Here is a 3433-nt window from a genome sequence, read left to right as displayed (position 1 = left end):
GCCGCTGCTGCTGGGAGCCTGCGGCACCGACACCAGCAAGGACGCCGCAGCGCCCGCGAGCGCGGTCGCGCAGACCCAGAACGTCAAGAACGTCTAGTTGTCCAGCCAGCTCAGCGACCGGCACCGGACCCGGGCGCTGCTGGCCCGCGCCGACCTGAGCACGGTGGGCCCGGTCGACCGGGCCCGGCTGCTGCTGGTCTCGGACAACGCCGCCTTCGAGCCGGACGAGCCGCAGCGCCGCATCCACGAGATGACCACGACCGCGGTCGCCGCGGCCGAAGCCGGCTCGCGGGTGGCCGCCGAGAACCTGCTGTGGCGTGCTGCGGCCCGCTGCTTCTTCCAGGACGCCGACGCCACCACCCGCGCCGATGTCGCGGCCGCGCTGGACCGGTGGGACGCCGACCCGGACAACCCGGTGGTGCTGTCGGTGCGGGCGTACGCCGAGCCGTACCGTCACGGCGCCGATGTGGTCGCCCGGCTCGCCGCCTCCACCGCGGACCGGCAGGACGGCCGGATGATGCACTTCCTCGGCACCGCCGCGATGGTGCTCGGCGACTTCACCGGCAGCGCCCGCTACCTGCCGCAGGCCGCGACGATCTGGCGGGCGCAGGGCCGGCTGGGCCTGCTCGCCCGGTCGCTGGCCGGCGCCTGGCCCCGGTTCTACCTGGGCCAGCTGGACCGGGCCCGGGCCGACGCGGCCGAGGGCCTGGCGCTCGCGCTGGAGACCGACGAGGCCCTCGCCGAGCTGGGCCTGCGCGCCACCAGCGGGCTGGTCGCGGTCAACCGCGGCGAGACCGAGCTGGCGCAGCGGATGGTCCGGGAGCTGCGCGCCAGCCCGCTGTTCGCCGGCATGCGCTTCGCCACCGTGATGACCCAGCAGGTCGACGGTCTGCTGGCGCTGCTCGGCGGACGCCCGGCCGAGGCGTACGAGCTGCTCGCGCGAGTGTTCGACCCGGCCGACCCGCACTATCACCTGTCCAGCCGCTGGCTGGTCGCCCCGGACCTAGCCGACGCCGCGGTGGCCGCCGGCGCCGTCGAGCAGGCCCGCGAGCTCGTCACCGAACTGCCCGACCTGGCCCGCCGGCTGCCCTCCGAGATGATGGTCATGGCGAAGGTGTACGCCGACGCCGTCCTCGCCGGCGACGACGAGGCCGAACACTGCTACGCCACCGCGCTCGCCGCTCTCCCGCCGCAGCTACAGCTGGTCCGGGCGAGGCTGCACCTGCACCACGGCCGGTGGCTGCGCCGCCAGCGCCGTAACCTGCACGCCCGGGTGCCGCTGCGCACCGCCCGCAACGAGTTCGACCGGCTCGGCGCCCGCCCGTGGGCCGAACTGGCCCGCGAGCAGCTGCGCGCCACCGGCGAGTCCAGCGACCAGCACCTGCCCAGCCCGAGCGAGATCCTGTCGGCCGAGGAACTGCAGATCGTCGAGCTGGCCGCGCAGGGCTTCAGCAACCGCGAGATCGGCGAGCGGCTGTTCATGTCGCACCGCACGGTCGGCTCCCACCTGTACCGCATCTTCCCCCGCATCGGCGTGACCAGCCGCCGCCAGCTGGCCGCCGCCCTCGCCGGCAGCCAGCCGTAAGCGCGGGCGAATTCAGCCGCTGGTCGCTCAAGTCGCCCGAACGGCCGGGTGGCGCGTCCCGTGAAGGCGACGGCGTTGTCCCCGCTGAGCCGATGACCACTCTGGGTAGCTGCTCACAAACTTTCAGTAGTCGTGAGCTGATCCCCCTCAACGAGTGGAGAGACATGTCCCAGGCCTCCTACCGGCGCGCCGTCCGCTACGGTCTGCCCACCGCGATGGCTGCCGCCATCGCGCTCAGCGGGGCGGCTCCCGCCGCCGCGGCGGGCCCCACCACCAAGGTCACCGGCCTGGAGAAGGCGTGCACGGTCGTCGGGACGCACGGCAACGACCGGCTGATCGGTACGCACGGCTACGACGTGATCTGTGGCCTCGGCGGCGATGACGTGATCGAGGCCGGCGACGGCGACGACGTGATCGACGGCGGCGACGGCAACGACACGATCGTCGGGGACAGCGGCAACGACACCGTCGGTGCCGGAGCGGGCAACGACAGCGTGACCGGAGGCGCCGGCGACGACGTGCTCAACGGCAGCGACGGCGACGACCGGCTCGACGGCGGGGTGGGCGCCGACAACGTCGAGGGCGGCACCGGCGTCAACACCTGCCCGGCCGACACCGCGGACGTCTCCGCGCCGAACAGCTGCTCCGATGTGGCGGCTCCGGTGGTGGATCTGGGTTCGGTTCGGTATGTCGGCGAGACGGTGCTGGACAACAGCGCCGCCCGCACCGTGCGGCTGCAGGTTCGCCTGACCGACGACCGCGCCGGCATCAGGAGCGGGCTGGTCTATGCCGGCGCCGGCGGGACGTCGGTGCAGTTGCAATCCCCGCGCCTGATCTCCGGCACCATCAACGACGGCGTATGGGAGTTCACCGGCACCGTCCCCGCCTACGCACCCGCCGGCACCTGGAACATCAGCCAGATCTTCGTCAGCGACCGGGTCGGCCGCAACGTCAACCTCATGCAACTGCCCACCACGATGCCCACCTTCACCGTCAACGGCGCAGCCGACCTCACGGCACCCGTCGTGGACCTGCCCTCCGCCCGATACGTCGGCGAAACCGTGCTCGACAACAGCGCCGCCCGCACCGTACGCCTGCAGGTGCGCCTGACCGACGACCGCGCCGGCATCAACAGCGGCCTCGTCTACGCCAGCGCCGGCGGCACCTCGGTCCAGCTGCAATCCCCCCGCCTGATCTCCGGCACCATCAACGACGGCGTATGGGAATTCACCGGCACCGTCCCCGCCTACGCACCCGCCGGCACCTGGAAGATCACCCAGATCTTCGTCAGCGACCGGGTCGGCCGCAACGTCAACCTCATGCAACTGCCCACCACGATGCCGACCTTCGAGGTGCGCTGCCCCGCCTGACCCCACCGCAGTCGACCGTCAGTCGTCGCGCAGTCGTCGTACTGATGCCTGCAACCGGTTCCGGAAGCAGCCTGGTAGGCAGGCGACACGAGGAGGGCCGGTTCATGGCGGCGGGGGTACGGTTCGGGATTCTGGGGCCGATCCGTTTGCTGCGCGGCGACGCGGAGCTCAATGCCGGCGCGCCCCAGCAGCGGCAGGTGCTGGGGCTGCTGCTGGCCCGCGCCGGTGGGGTGGTGAGCCAGAGCGAGCTCGTCGACGCGATCTGGGGCACCGACCCGCCGGCCAGCGCCGCCAACGTGCTGCACCGTTCGGTCGGCGCGCTGCGCCGGCTGATGGAGCCCGGCCTGCCGACCCGCGCCTCCGGTTCGCTGCTGGCCCGGGTCGGCGCCGGCTACCTGCTGCGGGTCGACGCGGGCAGCCTCGACCTGCTGGCGTTCCGGGAGCTGGCCGCCGAGGCGCGCCGGCGGCAGAGGCCGGC

General features: G+C 73.1%; 3 protein-coding genes. All 3 read left to right on the top strand.

Annotation, left to right across the window (positions count from 1 at the left end; all coding sequences use genetic code 11):
- Window positions 1-97: 97 nt before the first annotated feature.
- Window positions 98-1585 carry a helix-turn-helix transcriptional regulator gene (locus AB0F81_RS50840; protein ID WP_360211619.1) on the top strand — a complete coding sequence of 496 codons (1488 nt, stop codon included), beginning with the start codon at window positions 98-100 and terminating at the stop codon, window positions 1583-1585.
- Window positions 1586-1749: 164 nt separating this feature from the next.
- Complete coding sequence (locus tag AB0F81_RS50835) at window positions 1750-2955, top strand: hypothetical protein (protein WP_360211617.1); 1206 nt, start codon at window positions 1750-1752, stop codon at window positions 2953-2955.
- A 104-nt stretch (window positions 2956-3059) separates the two neighbouring features.
- A partial coding sequence (locus AB0F81_RS50830) for a winged helix-turn-helix domain-containing protein (protein ID WP_360211615.1) occupies window positions 3060-3433 on the top strand: 374 nt, incomplete at its 3' end.

Origin of the sequence: Actinoplanes sp. NPDC024001, assembly GCF_040638955.1 — a bacterium.
In the GTDB taxonomy this organism is placed as follows: Bacteria; Actinomycetota; Actinomycetes; order Mycobacteriales; family Micromonosporaceae; genus Actinoplanes.
Note: the sequence above shows the minus strand (reverse complement) of the source record. Positions and strands in the feature narration are given on the sequence as shown.

Bases quoted from the DNA above. Each gene is read 5' to 3' on its own strand.
- AB0F81_RS50835 (WP_360211617.1), top strand. From the start codon at position 1,750: ATGTCCCAGGCCTCCTACCGGCGCGCCGTCCGCTACGGTCTGCCCACC.